The sequence below is a fragment of the Kitasatospora sp. NEAU-CNBT7 genome, assembly GCF_057220535.1.
This window is the reverse complement of sequence record NZ_JBXQQB010000009.1, coordinates 100,905-116,564: the sequence shown is the minus strand read 5'-3', so window position 1 is coordinate 116,564 and position 15,660 is coordinate 100,905. Positions and strand designations below refer to the sequence as shown.

At 76.0% G+C, this 15,660-nt stretch carries 16 protein-coding genes; 10 read left to right on the top strand and 6 right to left on the bottom strand.

Translation table 11 applies throughout. The features are described from left to right. Positions 1 to 32 precede the first annotated feature (32 nt). Positions 33 to 977: an ADP-ribosylglycohydrolase family protein gene (locus tag AC2TEW_RS14825; protein ID WP_484623800.1), complete on the bottom strand. Its 945-nt coding sequence runs from the start codon at positions 975 to 977 to the stop codon at positions 33 to 35. A gap of 4 nt (positions 978 to 981) precedes the next feature. Continuing rightward, on the bottom strand, positions 982 to 2,139 hold the full coding sequence (locus AC2TEW_RS14820) for a methyltransferase (protein WP_484623799.1): 1,158 nt from the start codon (positions 2,137 to 2,139) through the stop codon (positions 982 to 984). Positions 2,140 to 2,412: 273 nt separating this feature from the next. On the opposite strand from AC2TEW_RS14820, the gene AC2TEW_RS14815 reads away from it, so the two are divergent. The 5 genes from AC2TEW_RS14815 to AC2TEW_RS14795 all read left to right on the top strand — a co-directional run bounded on the left by AC2TEW_RS14815 (position 2,413) and on the right by AC2TEW_RS14795 (position 6,114). Beyond that, positions 2,413 to 3,378, top strand: a complete 966-nt coding sequence (locus tag AC2TEW_RS14815) for a rhomboid family intramembrane serine protease (protein ID WP_484623798.1) — start codon at positions 2,413 to 2,415, stop codon at positions 3,376 to 3,378. Next, the gene (locus AC2TEW_RS14810; RefSeq protein WP_484623797.1) at positions 3,375 to 3,821 is read left to right on the top strand and encodes an Imm32 family immunity protein; all 447 of its coding nucleotides are present in this window, start codon (positions 3,375 to 3,377) and stop codon (positions 3,819 to 3,821) included. The genes AC2TEW_RS14815 and AC2TEW_RS14810 overlap by 4 nt, the downstream gene beginning before the upstream one ends. Before the next feature lie 35 nt (positions 3,822 to 3,856). Next, the gene (locus AC2TEW_RS14805; RefSeq protein ID WP_484623796.1) at positions 3,857 to 4,381 is read left to right on the top strand and encodes a GNAT family N-acetyltransferase; all 525 of its coding nucleotides are present in this window, start codon (positions 3,857 to 3,859) and stop codon (positions 4,379 to 4,381) included. Positions 4,382 to 4,504: 123 nt separating this feature from the next. Beyond that, a complete protein-coding gene (locus AC2TEW_RS14800) occupies positions 4,505 to 5,365 on the top strand; it encodes an NAD(P)-dependent oxidoreductase (protein WP_484623795.1) in 861 nt (286 codons plus the stop codon). Positions 5,366 to 5,445: 80 nt separating this feature from the next. Then, the gene (locus tag AC2TEW_RS14795) at positions 5,446 to 6,114 is read left to right on the top strand and encodes a hypothetical protein (RefSeq protein WP_484623794.1); all 669 of its coding nucleotides are present in this window, start codon (positions 5,446 to 5,448) and stop codon (positions 6,112 to 6,114) included. A gap of 50 nt (positions 6,115 to 6,164) precedes the next feature. Here AC2TEW_RS14795 and pdxR read toward each other — a convergent pair whose 3' ends face one another. Further along, on the bottom strand, positions 6,165 to 7,553 hold the full coding sequence (gene pdxR, locus AC2TEW_RS14790; RefSeq protein WP_484623793.1) for a MocR-like pyridoxine biosynthesis transcription factor PdxR: 1,389 nt from the start codon (positions 7,551 to 7,553) through the stop codon (positions 6,165 to 6,167). Between the two features lie 69 nt (positions 7,554 to 7,622). Here pdxR and AC2TEW_RS14785 point away from each other — a divergent pair, with 69 nt between their 5' ends. Together AC2TEW_RS14785 and AC2TEW_RS14780 are read left to right on the top strand one after the other, a co-directional pair. After that, entirely contained in the window at positions 7,623 to 8,672 is a 1,050-nt protein-coding gene (locus tag AC2TEW_RS14785; RefSeq protein ID WP_484623792.1) for a DMT family transporter, read from the top strand. A gap of 88 nt (positions 8,673 to 8,760) precedes the next feature. Further along, the gene (locus AC2TEW_RS14780; RefSeq protein ID WP_484623791.1) at positions 8,761 to 10,242 is read left to right on the top strand and encodes an alpha/beta hydrolase; all 1,482 of its coding nucleotides are present in this window, start codon (positions 8,761 to 8,763) and stop codon (positions 10,240 to 10,242) included. 47 nt (positions 10,243 to 10,289) lie between these two features. On the opposite strand, the gene AC2TEW_RS14775 is transcribed toward AC2TEW_RS14780, so the two are convergent. Continuing rightward, positions 10,290 to 10,853, bottom strand: coding sequence for an HD domain-containing protein (locus tag AC2TEW_RS14775; RefSeq protein WP_484623790.1), 564 nt, complete (start codon positions 10,851 to 10,853; stop codon positions 10,290 to 10,292). 20 nt (positions 10,854 to 10,873) lie between these two features. Here AC2TEW_RS14775 and AC2TEW_RS14770 point away from each other — a divergent pair, with 20 nt between their 5' ends. Next, complete coding sequence (locus AC2TEW_RS14770) at positions 10,874 to 11,791, top strand: arylamine N-acetyltransferase family protein (RefSeq protein WP_484623789.1); 918 nt, start codon at positions 10,874 to 10,876, stop codon at positions 11,789 to 11,791. Between the two features lie 8 nt (positions 11,792 to 11,799). Here AC2TEW_RS14770 and AC2TEW_RS14765 read toward each other — a convergent pair whose 3' ends face one another. Beyond that, positions 11,800 to 12,588: an oxidoreductase gene (locus AC2TEW_RS14765; RefSeq protein ID WP_484623788.1), complete on the bottom strand. Its 789-nt coding sequence runs from the start codon at positions 12,586 to 12,588 to the stop codon at positions 11,800 to 11,802. Between the two features lie 157 nt (positions 12,589 to 12,745). Between AC2TEW_RS14765 and AC2TEW_RS14760 the strand changes: the two genes are divergently transcribed. Further along, positions 12,746 to 13,618 carry a polysaccharide deacetylase family protein gene (locus AC2TEW_RS14760; RefSeq protein WP_484623787.1) on the top strand — a complete coding sequence of 291 codons (873 nt, stop codon included), beginning with the start codon at positions 12,746 to 12,748 and terminating at the stop codon, positions 13,616 to 13,618. A 35-nt stretch (positions 13,619 to 13,653) separates the two neighbouring features. On the opposite strand, the gene AC2TEW_RS14755 is transcribed toward AC2TEW_RS14760, so the two are convergent. Beyond that, positions 13,654 to 14,472: an SDR family NAD(P)-dependent oxidoreductase gene (locus tag AC2TEW_RS14755; protein ID WP_484623786.1), complete on the bottom strand. Its 819-nt coding sequence runs from the start codon at positions 14,470 to 14,472 to the stop codon at positions 13,654 to 13,656. Positions 14,473 to 14,743: 271 nt separating this feature from the next. On the opposite strand from AC2TEW_RS14755, the gene AC2TEW_RS14750 reads away from it, so the two are divergent. Continuing rightward, the gene (locus AC2TEW_RS14750) at positions 14,744 to 15,613 is read left to right on the top strand and encodes a 3-hydroxybutyryl-CoA dehydrogenase (protein ID WP_033825499.1); all 870 of its coding nucleotides are present in this window, start codon (positions 14,744 to 14,746) and stop codon (positions 15,611 to 15,613) included. The last annotated feature ends 47 nt before the right edge of the window (positions 15,614 to 15,660 follow it).

Sequence of the window (15,660 nt, the reverse complement as noted above, 5' to 3'; positions counted from 1 at the left end):
CCGACCACCGGAACCGCACCGGGCGCGTCGGGCTACCGCGCCGCCAGCCGGTCCGCCAGACCGAGCAGCTCGGGCAGCCGCAGCACCCGCCCGCCGCCACCCGGCAACGGCACGTGCAGCGCCTCGGTCCAGCGGGCGGGCACGGCCGCCAGGCCGTACACCGCCCCGGCCAGACCGCCGGTCACGGCGGCGACGGTGTCGGTGTCCCCGCCGAGGTCGACCGCCGCGCGCAGCGCGTCCTCGAAGGTGGCGGTGGTGCGCAGCGCCCACACGGCCGAACCCAGACAAGGCCAGACCGCGCCGTTGAACTCGGTCGCCCGGTCGGGGTGCCAGTCGGGGGCGAGCACGGCGGCGTACCGCTCCCGGTGGTCGGGGTGGACGTCGGCCAGCACGGACGGCAGTGCGGCGAGCGGGTCCCCGCCCGCCAGCGCGGTGCGGACCAGCTCGTGGAAGACCGCGGTGCCCTCCCAGGCGGCCCGGTCGCCGTGGGTGAGGGCGGCGATCGAACGGGCGGCGTCCATGGTCCGCGCCCGGCCGGCCGGGGCGAAGTACACGGCGGAGGTGGTGGCGCGCATCAGCGAACCGTTGCCGGCCGCCCGCGCGGTGGTCTGGAAGTGCACGGCGGCGGCGAGGTCCCAGGGCAGGTCGCCGGTGAGCACCTGCTCGGTCTGGATGCCGATGTCCTTGGGGTCGGCGGCGGCCCACCGCCGCAGCCGGGCGAAGACGTCCGGGAGGTCGAGCCCGTCGCACTCGAGCAGCGACTCGCCCAGGTGCACGGCCTGCTGGGTGTCGTCGGTGGCCTCGCCCGGGTCCCAGCCACCGCCGCCGCACATCTCACTGCCCACCGCCCCGCCCGGGTCCGGGAAGCGGGCCGAGAACATGCCCGGCGGACCGAACTCGAAGGGCGCGCCGAGCGCGTCACCGACCGCCGAACCGATCACCGCGCCGGCCGCCCGGCCGGCCCTCCCCCGTGGCACCCGGTCAGCTCCTGACTGCTCGCAGGACGACGAACTTCGGGTTGCTGGCCACCAGTTCGCAGTTGCCGAAGAGCCGGCGCAGTTTGACGTGGTAGCCGAGGTGGCGGTTGCCGACCACCAGCAGTTCGCCGCCGGGGCGCAGCGCGTCGCGGGCGCCGGTGAACATCCGGCGGGCGGTGGCGTCGGTGGTGGCCTGGTGGCTGTGGAACGGCGGGTTGTTGAGCACCAGGTCCACCGATCCGGCCGGGACGCCCGACAGGCCGTCACCGACCTGGAAGGCGGCCTGCGTGCCCGCCGGGGCGTTGGCCCGGAAGGTGGCCTCGGCGGAGGCCACCGCCTGGTACGACTCGTCGGTGAAGAGCAGGTCGGCCGCCGGGTTGGCCAGCGCGACCGCCGTCCCCACCACGCCGTTGCCGCAGCCGAGGTCCACCACCCGCTCGGGTCCGGTGTGCCGCGGCAGGTGCTGGAGGAAGAAGCGGGTGCCGATGTCGAGGCGCTCGGCGCAGAAGGTGCCGGCGTGGTTGGTGACCGTCCGTCCGGACAGCGGGCCGATCCCGTCGGGCAGCGGGTAGCTGTGCGGCCACGGGTTGGCGGCCGGGGCGACGGCCGGGTCGGGGGTGCAGAAGATCAGCCGGGCCTTGCGGGCCGCCAGCGAGGTCCGGGTGGGGCCGAGGATGCGCTCGAAGAGGGTGAGCGTGGAGGTGTGGATCTCGGTGACCATGCCGGTGCCGACCACCACGGTGCCCGGGTGGACGGCGGGTGCCAGCCGGTGCAGCTGGTCCTCCAGCAGTGCGAGGCTCTTGGGGACCCGCACCAGCAGCACGTCGATCCGCTCCGGCACCGGGTCCCGGGTGGTGAGCAGCCGGACGGCGTCCGGTGCGGCCCCGGCCCGCCGCAGGTTGGCGAGGGTGGCCCGGCGGCCGAGGTAGGAGTCGCCGATCTGGACCGGCCGGTGCGCGGCGAGCGCGGTGGCCAGCGCGCCCCAGCGGTCGCCCAGCACGGCGACGGTGCCCGACAGGTCGGTGGCGGGGGCGTCGTCGATGCCGTCGAGGTGCCGCAGCAGGTACTCGTCGGCGGCGTCCCAGGCGCGGAGCGGGTCGCGCGGGTCCTCGGGGAAGCGGGTCAGGTCGAGCTCGCCCCAGGGCGTCGTGAAACGGTTCATCGTGCCTCCAGGCTAGCCGAGCCCGCCGGCGCCCCCGGTCGCAGCGGCGCGGGCCCCCGCGCGGTGGGGCGGCCCGGTCCGCCGGGCGTACTCCCGGTGGTCCCCGCGGTGGCGGGCCCGGACGGGACGTCAGCCCCGGGCCGGGGCTGGGCCTCCCGGCCGGGGGTCGCGTTCGCTAGTTTGTTCGCCGACACCCCGACACCCCGCCGCCCCGGCGCCCGGCCCGCTCCGGCGCCCGAGGCTCGACGCAGACCGACGGAGACCCCAGCCCGCATGAACGCCACGCACGCCGCCGACGATCCGCAGAGCCCCGAGGTCCGGCCCGACCCGGTCTGCTTCCGGCACCCGCAGCGGGAGTCGCACATCCGCTGCACCCGCTGCGAGCGCCACATCTGCCCGGACTGCATGCGCGACGCCGCGGTCGGCTACCAGTGCCCGGAATGCGTGAAGGCCGGGAACCAGGACATGCGGCCGGTGCGGACCCAGTTCGGCGGCCGGGTCAGCAGCGTCCCCTTCGTCACGTACGCGCTGATCGCGCTGAACGTGCTGGCGTACCTGGCCGAGCTGGCCAGGAGCACGGTGATCGACGACTTCTGCATGCGCGGGCTGGCGGTGGTCGGTCCGGACGGCGGCTACTACCGGTTCAGCGGGTACGTGCTGCCGCCGGACTTCCACCCGGTCGGGGTGGCGCACGGCGAGTGGTACCGGCTGATCACCTCGGCGTTCCTGCACCAGCAGCCGACCGAGGGGCGGTTCGGGATCGCGCACATCCTGATGAACATGTTCTCGCTGTGGGTGGTGGGCCGGGTGGTCGAGGAGCGGCTCGGCGCGCTGCGCTACCTCGCGGTGTACCTGCTCTCCGCGCTCGGCGGCTCGGCGCTGGTCTACCTGCTGGACCCGACCGGCGCGGCCATCGGCGCCTCCGGGGCGATCTTCGGCCTGACCGCCGCGTACTTCGTGCTCAGCCGCCGCCTGCACCACGACCCGCTGGGCGGGAACCGGCAACTGATCAGCATGGTGATCTGGCTGGTCGTCTCGGCCGGCATCACCTCCTGGCAGGGCCACCTGGGCGGGCTGCTGACCGGCCTGGCGACCGGCGCGGTGATCGCCTTCGCGCCCGCCAAGCAGCGCGGCGCGGTGCAGGCCACCGGTCTGGTGGCGGTGCTGCTGGTGCTGGTGATGCTGGTGGTGCTGAAGAGCGTCGACCTCACCGACGCCAACCCCTGGCTCGCGGGATGACCTCCGCCGGGGTGGCCCCCGCACGGCCGGGCGCCGCCCCGGCGCTGACGGTCACCGCGTACCCGTACGAGTTGGATCTCGCCGGCAGCGGCGACGCTCTGGCGGCGCTCGCCGGCCTGGTGGCCGCCGGGGTCGGGCGGCTGCCCTGTGCCGGGCTGGACGCCGTCGAGGTCCGGAGCTCGTCCCGGCCCGGGGTCTCACTGGCCCTCGACGGACTGCACCGGATCCTGGTGATCACCGGGGACCGGGCGGGCCTGGCCTGGCTCGCCGAGAACCTCGCGGACATCGCGGCGATGACGGACGGCGGCCACTGGCACCTCGATCCCTACGAGGGGCACCGGTTCCTGCGGGCCGGCTCGCTGCCCGCGGTGGTCAACAGCCCGTACGGGCCGATGCCCGCCCGGTCCGCCTGCCACCCGCCGGACGGTCCGCCGGAGCGGTAGCCGGCGGTGGTCCGCCGGTCGGGTAGCGTCGGGCCATGGACCTGGACACCCGGCCGACCCTCACCGGCGCCGCCGTCACGCTGCGGCCCGCCACCGCCGACGACGTCCCGGCGCTCGCCGCCATCCGGGCCACGCCCGAGGTGTACGCCCGCTGGCGCGGCCGGGAGGACCTGGCCGCCGAGGTCGCCGAGGAGCTCGCCGACGAGTCCACCCCCACCCTGGCCGTCGAGTACCGCGGCCGGGTGGTCGGCGCCGTCCAGTGGCACGCCGAGGAGGAGCCCGACTACCGGCACGCGGGCATCGACATCTACCTCGACCCCGCGGTGCACGGCCGCGGCCTCGGCACCGACACCGTCCGCACCCTCGCCCGCTATCTGACCGGCGAGCTGGGCCACCACCGGCTGGTGATCGACCCGGCCGCCGACAACGCCGCCGCCATCGCCTGCTACCGCAAGGCGGGCTTCCGGCCGGTCGGCGTGATGCGCCGCTACGAGCGCGGCCCGGACGGCAGCTGGCACGACGGCCTGCTGATGGACCTGCTGGCCGACGAACTGGACTGACCCGGCGCGGCCGCGCGCGGACGGGTTCCCCGCAGCCGTCACACTCCCTCCTCCCGATGCGTCATGAAGGTGAGCGGCCACCGCGGCCGGTCCGGGCGCGACGTGACGAAGGGAGCAGCAGCCGTGCAGGCACGCATCCCGAACGCCGTCCCGGTCGTCCCCGGGGCGATTCCGGCCGTCCCGGCCGTCCCGGAGCGCGAGGTCGACGGCCACGGTGTCCGCGCCGACGCGGCCACCCGCCGGGTGGCGGGCTCCGGCCGGTGGACCGGCCGGACCCGGGCCGCCCACCCACGTTCCCACGGGAAGGCACCTCCGATGAGACTCACGATCTTCGCGGCCTCCGGCGGCATCGGCCGGCTGCTGCTCCACCAGGCCACCGACGCCGGACACGACGTCACCGCCGTCGTCCGGGATCCCGGCCGGCTGCCCGCCACCCCGGCCCGGGTGCTGACCGCCGACCTCGCCGCCCCGGACCCCGCCGCGCTGCGGGCCGCCGTCGAAGGCGCCGACGCGGTGCTCTCCGCCCTCGGCCCGGTGTCGAAGGCCGAGGCCGGGGTCGCCTGGCGGGGCACCGACGCGATCGTCACCGCGATGCGCGGCACCGGCGCCCGCCGGCTGGTCGCGGTGAGCGCGGCCCCGGTCGGCACCGTGCCCTCCCCCGGGCGCCCCCACCCGCCGCGGCACGACCCCGGCGACGGTCTCGTCCTGCGCACCCTGGCCTACCCGCTGCTCAAGGCGGTCCTGCGGGCGCACTACGCGGACCTGGCACGGATGGAGGATGTGCTGCGCGACAGCGGCCTGGACTGGACCGCCGTCCGCCCGGTCTACCTCAGCGACAGGCCGGTGACCGGCACCTACCGGACGGCACACGACCGGAACCTGCGCCACGGCACCAGCATCTCCCGGGCCGACGTCGCCCACTGCATGCTCGCCGTCCTGGCCCGGCCCGCCACGGTCGGACGGACCGTCTCGGTGGCCTATTAGAAGCACCGCCGGGGCCGGGAGGCTGTCTGTCGCTCGGCCGGGCTGCGCCGTACGGTGATGGCCGGAGCGAGGGGGCGAGGGTGGAGACACCGCAGCGGATCATTCGGCGCAACTGGGTCTTCTGGCAGCTGCTGATCGGCCTGGTCGGCGTGAGCGGTCTGCTGCTCGTCTACACGATCGTCCAGCAGAACCTCGCGGCGTCGGACCCCGGTGGCGCGCCGGTCCAGCTCCTCGACGTCCAGAGCGCGACCGCGGCGGTGCTGGCGACCGGTGGCGGGCTGATCGCGCGGGCGCAGTACGCCACCGCGATCCGCCCGATGATCGGGTTCGACGGACGGGTGGTCCAGCTGGGACCGAGCGCCGACGAGCTGGTCTGGGGCTGCCAGATCCGCAACGGCGCGCAGGACGCGGCGACCGTCTGGGAGATGAGGTACTCGGTACGGTTCATCGGGCAGGATCCGCCCGCTGCCGAGTCCTGGCTCGAATTCGCCGCGCTGACGGAGGAGTTGACGCGCGCCGGGCTGCGCCCGGACGTCGACTACATGATCAAGCTGTGGACGCGCGGGGCACCCCTGGCCGGACAGGAACGGGCCATGCTCGGCTGGTTCGGCCCGCACGCGATGAGCGTGATCGACGCCCTCTGCGTCCGCGTCCGGGTGGTCGACCGCGTCGGCGACCTGCACGAACGCTCGAACAACCTGTTCACCTCGGCGCGGCGCACTCCCCGGCGGGCCATCGCGGACTGGTGACCGGACCGGGCAAGGCCTGAGGCCCCGGGACAGCGACGCCGCGCGGGCCTTCACGGCCGCCCGGTGCCGCCGGCGCTGTCGACCGCCTCGGCCAGCAGCTCGACCGCCCTGGCCAGCCGGCGCTCGGGCAGCACCCCGAAGCCGAGGGCGAGGGCCGGCGGGCCCGGGCTCAGCCGCATCGGACCGACCGGCTCGACCCGGAGGTCGCGTTCGAGCGCGGCGGCCACCACGGCCTCCTCCGCGGTACCGGGCGGCAGTTCGAGGTACAGGTGGAGCCCGGCCGCGACACCGCGCACCTCGGTCGCGGGCAGCGCCGACCGCAGCGCGCCCACCAGCACGTCCCGGCGCCGCCGGTAGACCGCGCGGACGGTGCGCAGGTGCCGGTCGTAGCCGCCGCCGGACAGCAGCTCGGCGAAGGCGAGCTGCTCGATCACGCCGGTGCCCAGGTCGGCGTAGCGCTTGGCATGGTGGAACTCGGCGGCCAGCGGCCCGGGCAGCACGGCCCAGCCGAGCCGCAGCGCGGGCGCGAGCGACTTGCTGAGCGATCCGAGGTGCACCACCGAGTCCGGCGCCAGGCCCTGCAGGCAGCCGACCGGTTCGCGGTCGTAGCGGAACTCGGCGTCATAGTCGTCCTCCACCACCAGCGCACCGGACTCCCGTGCCCAGGCGATGAGTTCGGCCCGGCGGGCGGGCGCCAGCACCACCCCGGTGGGGTACTGGTGCGCGGGCGTGACCAGCACCACGGTGGCGCCGGTGGCGGCCAGCGCCCCGACGTCCAGGCCGTCCCGGTCGACCGGGACGCCGACCGGCTCCACGCCGTGGGCCCGCAGCAGCGCCAGGGTGCCGGGCGAGCACGGGTCCTCGACCGCGTACCGCTGCGGACCGCGGGCCGCCAGCACCCGCACCAGCAGGGACAGCCCCTGGGCCACCCCGGCGACCACGGTCACCTCGCCCGGCCCGGCCGCCGCCGCCCGCACCCGGGCCAGGTGGCCGGCGAGTTCGGCCCGCAGCTCGGGCAGCCCGGCCGGGTCGCCGTAGCCGAGCCGGCCGTGCTGGACGGCCGTGAGCGCCCGGCGGGTGGCGGCCAGCCAGGCGGCCCGCGGGAAGGCCGCCAGGTCGGGCGTACCCGGCTTGAGGTCGTACCCGGGCGGCCGGTCGGAACGGGCCGGCGGCTCGGGGGCGGGCGGCCGGGCGACCCCGGGCGCCACCCGGGTACCCGAGCCGCGTACGCCCACCAGGTAGCCCTCGGCGACCAGTTGGGCGTAGGACTCGACCACCACTCCACGGGACAGCCCGAGTTGGACGGCCAGCGCGCGGGTGGACGGCAGCCGGGCACCGGCCGCCAGCCGTCCGCCCTGGACGGCGCCGCGCAGCGCCCGGGTCAGCTGACCGGTCAGGTCGCCGAGCGCGTGGTCGAGCGGGACGAACAGCTCGCTCACAGTGGTCCTCCCCACGGGGCCTCGAGTGGACCTGTCCGGCGGACCACTTCCGCTCCTAGCGTGACAGACATGCCGCCCACCGAGCCCGCCACCGCCCCCGTACCCGCCACCGCCCCTGTACCCGCCGCTGACCGATCACCCGCCGTCGACCGAGCAGCCGCCGTTGACCGAGCACCCGCCGGCGTCCCCGCGCCCGCCGCCGTCCCGGTCCCCGCCCGGCGGCGGGCGCTCTCCCGGGCCGCCTCCGGCGGGCTGTACGCGGCCGCCGCGATGACCGTCCTGGGGTGCTCCACCGGCGCCACCGCCGCCCTGACCGACTACCCCCTGTACGGCGGGCAGGCCGCCCGCTACCTGCTGGCCGCCGCCCTGCTGCTGCCGCTGGTCCGGCGCGGCGGCCCGCTGCGGCCGCGCCCGAGCCGCAGCGAACTGCTGCGGCTGGTCCTGCTCGCCGCCACCGGCCTGTTCGCGTTCAACGTGCTGCTGATCCAGGCGCTGCGCCGGACCGACCCGGCGGCGGTCGGCTCGGTGGTGGGCTGCACCCCGCTGCTGCTCGCGGTGCTGGCGCCGGTGCTGGCCCGCCGCCGGCCGCAGCTCCGGCTGCTGGCGGCCGCGGGGGTGGTGGTGGCCGGGGCCGCGGTCACCCAGGGCTTCGGGCCCGGGGACCTGCTGGGCTTCGGGTGCGCGCTGGGCACGCTGGCCTGCGAGGCGGCGTTCTCGCTGCTCGCCGTCGACCTGCTCCCCCGGCTGGGCCCGGTCCGGGTCTCCGCGTACACCACGGCGCTCGCGGTGCCGATGTTCGCGCTGGCCGGGCTGGTCCTGGACGGCGGGCCGCTGCTGCGGGTTCCGACCGCCGGCGAGGCGGCGGCGCTGCTGTACCTGGCGGTCATGCTGACCGTGGTGGCCTTCCTGCTCTGGTACACCGCGCTCGGCCGGCTGGGACCGGAGCGGGCCGGACTGTTCGCGGGCCTGATCCCGGTCACGGCGGCCCTCTCCGGCGCCGCGCTGGGCACCGGCGGCCTGCACCCCGGCGAGCTGGCCGGGACCGTACTGGTGGGCGTCGGCGTCGGCGCGGGTATCACCGCCGGCCGGCCCCGGCGGCCGGCCGCCACCGGCGGCTGACCCGAGGTCCGGAGTGGGGAACTCCCCACCAGGGACAGGCCCGTTGGCCCGATGGGATCGCGCCCGGCGCCCGGCAAGACTGCTCCGCATGGGAATCATCCACCGCACCGCGGCCGTTGCCGCCGCCGCCGTCGCCGTCCTCGCCAGCACCGTCCCGGTCGCCGCCGCCGCACCCGCCCCTCCCGCACCTCTGGCCTGGGGCGCCTGCGACGGTGCGACCGCCCCCGAACAGCGCTGCGCCACGCTCGCCGTACCGCTCGACCACAGCCGCCCCGACGGGCCGCGGATCACCCTCGCGGTGTCCAGGATCGCCGCCGCCCGGCCCGAACTGCGGCGCGGCAGCCTGCTGTTGATCCCGGGCGGCCCAGGCGGAACCGGCCTGAACACACCGTCCGCCGTGCTCGGCCGGCTGCCGCAGGAGGTCCGCGACCGCTACGACCTGATCGGTTTCGACCCGCGCGGGGTCGGGCACAGCACCCCCGTCGACTGCGGGCTGACGCACGAGGACCTGTCGATGGTCCGGCTGCGCCCGTGGCCCGCCGCCGACGGTTCGACCGCCGCCAACACCGCGACCGCCCGCCGGGTCGCCGAGACCTGCCTGGCCAACGGCGGCCCGGTGCTGCGCTCGCTGTCCACCGCCAACGAGGCCCGCGACCTCGACCTGCTCCGCCGGGCGCTCGGCGAGCGGCGGATCTCCGCCTGGGGCACCTCGTACGGCACCTACGTGGGGGCGGTGTACGCCACGATGTTCCCCGCGCACACCGACCGGATCGTGCTGGACAGCAACGACGACCCGGACCCGGCGAAGGTCGGCCGGGGCTGGCTGGCCGCGTTCGGGCCGGGCGCGGAGGACCGCTTCCCCGACTTCGCGGCCTGGGCGGCCGCGCCCGGCAACCCGGACCGGCTCGCCGACACCGCCGAGCAGGTCCGGCCGCTGTTCCTGGACCTGGCCGCCCGGCTGGACCGCGCACCGCTGGCCTGGCCGGGCGCCAACCCCCCGGTGCTGGAAGGCAACGCGCTGCGCGAGACGATGCTGCAGAGCCTGTACGACGACGAGAAGTTCCCCGTGCTGGCCCGGCTGGTGCTGGCCGCGCAGGGCACGCGTCCGCTGCCCGCCGTGCAGGCGCCGCCGGACGCCGCACTGCAGAACACCGTCGCCGTCTCGGTCGGCACCCTGTGCAACGACGTGGCCTGGCCCCCGGCGGCCGCCGGCTACCCGCAGGCGGTGGCGCGGGAGCGGGCGGCCCGCCCGCTGACGGCCGGGATGCCGGTCAACGTGATGCCGTGCGCGTTCTGGCCTGCCCCGGCGGAGCCGCCGGTGAGGGTGACACCGCGGGGGCCGTCGAACGTGCTGCTGGTGCAGAACCTGCGCGACCCCGCCACCCCGTACCACGGTGCGCTGAAGCTGCGGCAGGCCCTGGGCGACCGGGCCCGGATGGTGGCCGTGGACTCCGGCGGGCACGACGCCTACCTGGCCAACGGCAACGCCTGCGGCGACGCGCTGGTGACCCGGTTCCTGGTCACCGGCCACCGGCCGGCCGCGGACGCGTTCTGCCCCGCCGAGCGGTAGCCCGCGCGCACCGCGCCGGCGAGGCCCGGGAGCGGGGCGGGAGGGGCTCAGCCGACGGGCGAGAAGGCGTTCTGGTGGGCGAGGCGCCGGTCGGCGTCCGCGCCGAGGTCGGCGAGCAGGTCGTCCAGCGCCAGGAAGGCCTCCCAGGTCTCCTGCCCGCACGCCGCGGCCAGCCGGGCGGTCACCAGGTCCTCCAGGTCGGCCCGGCGGCTGCCCCGCCAGACCTGGTCGGCCAGGCTGACCAGCAGTTCCTCCAGGGTGATCCCCGGCAGGGTCCAGGACGCGTGGGTCCGGGCGAAGCGGGCGTCCGCCGGGTCGACGCCGAGTTCGAGCAGCAGCAGGTGTCCGGCCTCCTCGTGCCGGTGGCCGGGGCCGGTGAGCTCCTCGGGGTGTCGCACCTTGCCGAGGTCGTGGGTGGCGGCGCCGAACAGCACGGCCGGCCCGTCGACGGCGGCGCCGGGCCAGCGCACGGCGATGCCGTCGAGCAGCCGGGCGGCCACGTCGTGGACCAGTTCCAGGTGGGCGCGCAGCCGGGGCGGCGCACCGGCCCGGAGCAGCAAACCGTCGGCCCGGTCGGGTATCGGACGGAGCGTCAGCAGGATGTCGGTCATACCGGCTAGGGTGCCACGGCATGATCACCGATGACACCGTGGACGCCTATCTGCGCCGGCTCGGCGTCCCCCGCCCGCCCCGCCCGACCGCGGACGCCCTGCGCCGACTGCACCGGGCGCACGTCGAGCGGGTGCCGTACGAGAACCTGGAGATCCAGCTCGGCCGACCGACGACGGTCGACCCCGGGGACTCCATAGCGCGGATCCTGGCCGGTGGCGGCGGGTACTGCTTCCATCTGAACGGCGCCTTCGCGACGCTGCTGACGGCCCTCGGGTACCAGGTCCGGTGGCACCTGGGCGGGGTGCACACTCGGACCGACGAGCAGCCGCCCGGTGCCACCGGCAACCACCTGGCGCTGACGGTGCGCTGCGAGGGCGAGGAGCTGCTGGCGGACGTCGGGCTCGGTGACGGCCTGCACGAGCCGCTGCCGCTGCGCGCGGGCACCTACCGGCAGGGGCCGCTGGAGTACCGGCTGGAGCCGTCCGCGGTGGTGCCGGGCGGCTGGCGGCTGCACAACGACCCGGGCGGTTCCTTCCTCGGGATGGACTTCTCCCCCGACGCGGCCGGGCCGGCCGACTTCGTGGAGCAGCACCGGTGGCTGTCGACCTCGCCGGACTCCCCGTTCGTCCGGGCGCTGTGCGCGCAGCTGCGCGACGCCGACGGGTACCGGCTGCTGCGCGGGCTGGTGCTGGTCCGGCTCGGCGCGGAGGGCCGCCAGGTGCGTGAACTCACCTCGGCCGACGAGTGGTTCGCCACCCTGGAGGAGGTCTTCGGCCTGTCGGCGGCCGGGCTGGCCCCCGCGCAGCGGTCGGCGCTGTGGTCCAAGGTGCTGGCCACCCACCGGGCCTGGCAGGCGGCCGGATCCGCCGCTCCCACCGCTCCTGCTGCTCCCGCCGCCCACGAGCCCGAGCACGCGTCCGGGCCCGCCGACGCGTAGGGCCGCCGTCACAGCGTGGTGACGAGTCCGCCGTCGATGACGAAGTCGCTGCCGGTGACATTGCCGGCGCGGTCGCCGGCCAGCAGCAGGACCAGGTCGGCGACCTCCTCGGGGCGGCTGAAGCGGCCGGTCGCGCTCTGGCCGGCGACCTGGTCGGCGACGTCCTCGGGCCGGGTGCCGGCGGCCCCGGCGACGGTCGCCGCCACCCCGTCGTCGCCGAGCCACAGCGCGGTCGAGACCGGCCCGGGGCTGACGGTGTTGACCCGCACGCCGAGCGGGCCGACCTCCTTGGACAGCGCCTTGCAGAAGTTGGTCAGCGCCGCCTTGGCCGCGCAGTAGTCGATGATCGACGGATCGGGCAGGAAGGCGTTGACCGAGCTGACCGTGACGACCGACGCGGCGCCGCGCTCGATCAGGTGCGGCAGCGCGGCCCGGGTGGTGCGGACGGCGGCGAGGAAGTTGACGGTCAGCCCCCAGGTCCAGTCCTCGTCGGTGACGGAGCGGAAGCCGCCCAGGCGCGGGCGCACCGCGCCGACGTTGTTGACCAGAATGTCCAGGCCGCCGAAGCGTCCGACCGCCTCCCGGACCAGCGAGGCGGGGCCGTCGGCGGTGGTGAGGTCGACGGCGACCGGGTGGACCAGGCCGCCGTGCGGGTGGCCGGTCATCTCGTCGGTGACGGTCCTGGCGGCCGCGGCCACCCGGACGCCCTCGGCCGCCAGCGCCCTGGTCACCGCGAGGCCGATGCCCTTGCTGGCGCCGGTCACGACGGCGGTCTTCCCGGAGAGCTGAAGGTCCATCGAGGTCTCCTCCTGGACGTGCGCGGGGCCGCGGGCGTCGGCCCGGGCCCGGCCGGATCGGCTCCGGCTGTCTCCACTCGGCCACAGCCCGGCGGCGTCCGCGACCCGGCCGGACCCGAATCGCACAGTCGTGCGTCACTGTCTAGGCTGTCGACCGATGACTGTCGACCGACGCCTCCTCCTGCGCGCCGCCGCCCTGGCCGGCCTGACGGCCGGGTCCGGCGCACTCGCCGCCTGCTCCGCCGGTCCGGACACCCGGCCGGGCGCCGCGCCGCTCTCGCTCGCCGCCCGTCCCCGGCCGTCCGACCGGGCCACCGCCGGCGCGGTGGACACCGGCACCCCCGCCGCCGAGTCGCCGGCGGCCTCCGACACCGCGCAGCCCGGCGCGGCCGTGCCGCCCGTGCCCGCCCTGCCGCCGCTGGCGGCCGGCACCCCGGAGGAGGTGGTCAGCGGGCCGCGCAACCGTCCGCAGATCGCGCTCACCTTCCACGGGCAGGGCGACCCGGCCATCGCCGAGAGCGTCCTGCGGACGGCCGAGCAGCACGGCGCCCGGGTCACCGTGCTGGTCGTCGGCAGCTGGCTGGACGAGCAGCCGCAGATCGCCCGGCGGATCCTGGACGGCGGCCACGAACTGGGCAACCACACCCAGAACCACCGCAACATCGCCGCCCTGACGCCGGACCAGGTACGGCAGGAGATAGCCGAGTGCGCCGACCGGCTGCAGCGGCTGACCGGCTCGATCGGCCGCTGGTTCCGGCCGTCGGCCGCGCAGTACGCCAGCCGGACGGTCCGCGAGCAGGCCCGGCTGGTCGGCTACGAGCACTGCCTGTCCTTCGACATCGACCCCCGCGACTACACCGACCCGGGCAGCGACACGGTGCAGAAGCGGGTGGTGAACGCCGTCGGCAACGGTTCGGTGGTCGCCCTGCACCTGGGCCACCGGGGTACCGCCGACGCGATGCCCGGGATCCTGGCGGGGCTGGCCGGGCGCGGCCTGGCCGCGGTGACCGCCAGCGAGCTGTGCGCCTGAGCGGTTGAACGCCGGGGCGGGCGGCCCGGGCCCGCTCAGCCGAGCGGGTCCCCCTCGCCGTAGGGGCGCAGCCGCAACGTCCTGGCGTCGGCCGCCCTGATCTCCGCGGCCCGGGCGACCAGCTGCTCCAGGTTGTCCCGGCCCGCGTGGATGAACCGGCCGTGCAGCGCGTCGAAGCGGCCCCGCGCGGCGTCCACCGTGACGGCGACCATGTAGGGGATCGAGCCCCACTCCTTCATGCCCGCGAACATCGGCATCCCGGCCGTCATGTCGGTCGCCACCGCGCCCGGGCTGATGTCCAGCACCACCACGCCGTGCGCGGCCAGCGAGTCGGCGATGTTGTCGGACAGCTGGAGCAGGGCGCCCTTGGAGGTCGCGTACGCCGTGTAGCGGCCGTCCGGGCGCAGCGCGAAGCCCGAGTTGAGGTTGACCACCCGGCCGCGGCCGCGTCCCACCATCCCGGGCAGCACGCTGCGCAGCAGGTTGTACGGGCCGCGCAGGTTGGTCTCCACCACCTGCCACCACTCGGCGGGGTCGGTCTCCCAGAGCGGCACCTCCTGGCGGTCGACCGTCCCGGCGTTGTTGACCAGCAGGTCCAGCGGGCCGAGGTCGCGCTCGACCGCCCGGACCGCCTCCCGGACGGCCCCGGGCCGGGTCACGTCGGCGGTGACGGCGACCCCGCGGGCGCCGTGCCGGGCGCACACCTTGAGGGTGTCGATCAGTGATCCGTGGGTCCGGCCGACCAGCCCGACGGACATCCCCTCGGCGGCCAGGCCGACCGCGATCTCCCGCCCGATGCCCCGGCCCGCCCCGGTGACCAGCGCGACCTGGCCCGTCAGTGATCCCGTCGCCATCCTCTGCCTCCTCGGTCGACCGCATTGTCACCCCCGCGCGCCCGCCCGCCGCCGGAGCACACGGGTGACCCTGCGCACGTCAGCCGATCGGCGCAGCCCGCGGGGGCACGGCCGGGCGGGGCCGCCGGCACCGGACGGGAGCGCCCGGAGGTGAACCGTCGTTAAGGGGGGTAGTACCGTCGTCCGGGCGGGGTACCGGGCCACGAGATCCGGCGCACCGCCCGCAGAGCACCCGGCCGGGCACCCCCGGCACCACGTGAAGGGCAACTGAGTGAGTGACATCGCGCGCGTCGGAGTGATCGGCTGCGGCCTGATGGGGTCGGGCATCGCGGAGGTCTTCGCCCGCTCCGGCCTCGACGTCCTGGTCTCCGAGGCCAGCGGCGAGGCCCTGGAGTTCGGCCGCACCCGGCTGACCAACTCGCTGCAGACCGCGGTCAAGCGCGGCAAGCTGACGGAGGAGCAGCGGGACGAGGCGCTCGCCCGGCTCTCCTTCACCACCGACCTGGCGGACTTCGCCGACCGCGACCTGGTGGTCGAGGCGGTCGCGGAGCGCGAGGACATCAAGGTCCAGATCTTCCAGACGCTGGACCACGTCGTGGAGCGCCGTGACGCGATCCTGGCCTCCAACACCTCCTCGATCCCGATCGTGAAGCTGGCCGCCGCCACCTCCCGCCCGGAGCAGGTGATCGGCCTGCACTTCTTCAACCCGGCGCCGGTGCAGAAGCTGGTCGAGGTCATCCCGACGCTGACCACCTCCGCCGAGACCACCGCCCGGATCGAGGCCTTCGCCGTCGACGTGCTCGGCAAGGAGCCGATCCGCGCCCGCGACCGGGCCGGGTTCGTGGTCAACGCCCTGCTGGTGCCGTACCTGCTGTCGGCGGTCCGGATGTTCGAGACCGGGGTGGCCACCGCGGCCGACATCGACAAGGGCATGGAGGCCGGCTGCGCCCACCCGATGGGCCCGCTGCGGCTGTGCGACCTGATCGGCCTGGACACCATCGTCTCGATCGCCGAGTCGATGTACGAGGAGTACAAGGAGCCGCTGTACGCCGCTCCGCCGCTGCTCTCCCGGATGGTCGACGCCGGTCTGCTGGGCCGCAAGTCCGGCCGCGGCTTCTACGACTACACCGCCTCGGCCTGACCGGCCGCGCCCGCCGCCCCCGTCCTCCCCGCGGAGGGCGGGGGCGG

Coding starts and splice junctions, on each gene's coding strand:
- AC2TEW_RS14820 (WP_484623799.1), bottom strand. CDS start 2,139: ATGAACCGTTTCACGACGCCCTGGGGCGAGCTCGACCTGACCCGCTTC.
- AC2TEW_RS14815 (WP_484623798.1), top strand. CDS start 2,413: ATGAACGCCACGCACGCCGCCGACGATCCGCAGAGCCCCGAGGTCCGG.
- AC2TEW_RS14810 (WP_484623797.1), top strand. CDS start 3,375: ATGACCTCCGCCGGGGTGGCCCCCGCACGGCCGGGCGCCGCCCCGGCG.
- AC2TEW_RS14805 (WP_484623796.1), top strand. CDS start 3,857: ATGGACCTGGACACCCGGCCGACCCTCACCGGCGCCGCCGTCACGCTG.
- AC2TEW_RS14785 (WP_484623792.1), top strand. CDS start 7,623: ATGCCGCCCACCGAGCCCGCCACCGCCCCCGTACCCGCCACCGCCCCT.
- AC2TEW_RS14780 (WP_484623791.1), top strand. CDS start 8,761: ATGGGAATCATCCACCGCACCGCGGCCGTTGCCGCCGCCGCCGTCGCC.
- AC2TEW_RS14775 (WP_484623790.1), bottom strand. CDS start 10,853: ATGACCGACATCCTGCTGACGCTCCGTCCGATACCCGACCGGGCCGAC.
- AC2TEW_RS14770 (WP_484623789.1), top strand. CDS start 10,874: ATGATCACCGATGACACCGTGGACGCCTATCTGCGCCGGCTCGGCGTC.
- AC2TEW_RS14765 (WP_484623788.1), bottom strand. CDS start 12,588: ATGGACCTTCAGCTCTCCGGGAAGACCGCCGTCGTGACCGGCGCCAGC.
- AC2TEW_RS14760 (WP_484623787.1), top strand. CDS start 12,746: ATGACTGTCGACCGACGCCTCCTCCTGCGCGCCGCCGCCCTGGCCGGC.
- AC2TEW_RS14755 (WP_484623786.1), bottom strand. CDS start 14,472: ATGGCGACGGGATCACTGACGGGCCAGGTCGCGCTGGTCACCGGGGCG.